This window comes from Streptomyces sp. SBT349 (genome assembly GCF_001083795.1).
Lineage (GTDB): Bacteria > Actinomycetota > Actinomycetes > Streptomycetales > Streptomycetaceae > Streptomyces.
This window is the reverse complement of sequence record NZ_LAVK01000587.1, coordinates 1-2,473: the sequence shown is the minus strand read 5'-3', so window position 1 is coordinate 2,473 and position 2,473 is coordinate 1. Positions and strand designations below refer to the sequence as shown.

Here is a 2,473-nt window from a genome sequence, read left to right as displayed (position 1 = left end):
TCCAGCCGTGACTCCACGAACCGGCGCCGCCAGCGACTCACCGTGGACACCGACGTTCCCAAGGTCGCGGCGACGCGCTTGTTCGACGTGTCCTCGGCGCACGCCAGCACGATCCGCGACCGCAGCGCCAGGGCCTGTGAGGTCTTCGCCCGGCGCACCCAACGCGTCAGCTGTTCCCGTTCGATGTCGGTCAGGACCAAACCGGCCTTCGGACGTCCCGGCCGCCCGGCGTCCACCAGACCCTCCACCCGCAAGTCCGCGAATCGCCGGCGCCACTTGCCCACCGTCATCGCCGACACGCCCAGATCAGCGGCAACCCGCGCATACACCACATCCGGCTCCGCACACCGCAACACGATCCGCGCCCGCCCGTCCGTGTCTACCAGACCAGAGCAACTCCAGTAGGGCCGACCGGCGGCTGGGTCTCACACAGCGATCGTGGAGGCAGTCCCCGCTTTACGGCCGCAGGTGGCTTCATTCATCCAGGGGCACCTGGTCGTCTGGCAGCCAGAGCGCGCGCGTCACGGCCGGGTCCGCAGGGCGGTCATGTCCGCGCGGGTGGGCGGGTCGGCGCCGACGCGCGTGCAGGTCAGCGCGGCCGCGGCGGCGCAGCCGGCCAGGATGCGAGCGAGTTCGGCGGGGTCCGTCGGCACGCCGTCGCGTTCGGCGAGGGCGTCGAGCAGCGCCGACTGGAAGGAGTCGCCCGCCCCGACGGTGTCCACCACCTCCGCTGCGGGGGCGGAGACGCGCACCTCCGATCTCCCCATCAACGCCAGCGCACCGGCGGCGCCCAGCGTCACCACGGCCAGCCGTGGCCCGAACCCCAGCAGCGTCCGGGCGGCGTCCGCCGGCCGGGTCCCCGGATAGAGCCAGGCCAGGTCCTCCTCACTGGCCTTCAGCACGTCCACCGCCCCGGCCACCCGACGCGCCACTGACCGGTAGGAGTCCGGGTCCGGCTGCACGGCGGGGCGCACGTTCAGATCGGCCACCACGGTGCGGCCCAGCTCCCGCTGCCGACGGCACAGCTCCAGCACCCGGAACGCACCCGGCTCGATGACGACGGCCAGCGATCCGGTGTGCAGCACCGCGGTGTCCGCCGGCACAGGCAGCTCCAGGGGGTCCCACGCCGCGAGGAAGTCGTACTCCGCCCCGCCGTTCGCGTCGAGATACGCCAGCGCCACGATGGTGCGGCCGGGCGGCTCGGCCGGCACGCGTCGCACCGGCACCCCCGTACCGGCCAGGTGGGCCCCGACCAGCGCGCCCGGCGCGTCGTCCCCCCAAGCGGTGACCAGCGTGACCGGCCGGCCAAGCCGGTGCAGCCCGACCGCCACGTTCGCCGGGCTGCCGCCAGGCACCGCCCGCGCCGTACGCGCGCCCGCCGGCCACAACAGGTCGACCAGCGCCTCACCCACCACGGTCACGCGCCGGCCGCCGTTCACGCCTCTTCCTCGGGCTCGGGCGGGCGAAGGGCGTGCGCCTCCACCTCGACCGCCACGTAGTCCGTCGCCAGTCCCCGGGACAGCAGGGTCCACGGGCCGTCGCCGGTCGGGTAGCAGCGCAGCGTAAGGGTCTCGCCGGAGTCGGTGAAGAGTTCCAGGATGGTGTGGTCGAGCAGCAGGCGCAGTTCGACGGTGCGTCCGGGCGCGGCCTGGGGCAGCGGCATCCCGTAGGTGCCGACGTGCGCGCGCGGGTCGCGGGAGGCGTGGCCGCGGTCGATGGTCAGCCGGCCGCGACGTATGACCAGGTCCAAGCGCTCGCCGTCGTCGCCGGCGAGCCGCAACCCCCAGGCGGCATCCCGGCCGAAGCGGGCGGTGACGCGCAGCTCGCTGACCCGTTCCGTGGTGCCGAGCGACCCCTCCCGGCCCGGGCGGGCGGTGTGCCGTGCCTGGAGGGGCGTGCCGGTGCGCAGGCCCTCCAGTTCGCGGGCGGGGGTCTGCCGGGTGCGGCCGTCGGGGGTGAGGGTGATTTCGCGGGGCAGGGTCAGCACGCCGGCCCAGCCGGCTTCCTTGGCGGCGCGTTCGTCGCGGGCCTCCCAGGACCAGCCCCACAGCAGCCAGCGCCCGTCGGGGGCGTGCAGCAGCGCGGGGGCGTAGAAGTCGGGGCCGTGGTCAAGCCGGAACGGGTCGGCGAAGTGGTGGCGCTCGCCGTCGGTAGTGCCCGCCCAGCCCGCGACCTGGGCGGGGCCGGTGCGCTGGTACCAGGAGCTGGTGATGAGCAGCACCCGGCCGTCGGGGAAGGCGGCCAGCTGCGGGCACTCCCATGCTTCGCCGGTGCGGATGCCGGGGCCTTCGTCGGCGCGCTGGTGCAGCGGGCAACGGTAAGTCCAGGTTCCCAGGTCGGGGGAGGTGTACAGCAGCGCGGCGCCGCGTCCGTCGCGCAGCCCGGCGCCGACGATCATCCGCCAGGGGTCTGCCTGCTCGCTGTGGGTGCGCCAGACGTAGGGGTCGCGGTAGGTGGTGACGTCGGGCGGGGG

Annotated in this window: 3 protein-coding genes; all 3 read right to left on the bottom strand. The window is 74.7% G+C overall.

Going from position 1 to position 2,473, the window contains the following annotated elements; translation table 11 throughout:
* The coding region (locus ADY01_RS34925; protein ID WP_049568230.1) for a helix-turn-helix domain-containing protein at positions 1-332 on the bottom strand (332 nt) is incomplete at its 3' end.
* 189 nt (positions 333-521) lie between these two features.
* Positions 522-1,439, bottom strand: a complete 918-nt coding sequence (locus ADY01_RS34920; protein ID WP_049580850.1) for a carbohydrate kinase family protein — start codon at positions 1,437-1,439, stop codon at positions 522-524.
* On the bottom strand, positions 1,436-2,473 hold a 1,038-nt coding region (locus ADY01_RS34915), incomplete at its 5' end, for a glycoside hydrolase family 32 protein (protein ID WP_053171549.1). The genes ADY01_RS34920 and ADY01_RS34915, both read right to left, overlap by 4 nt.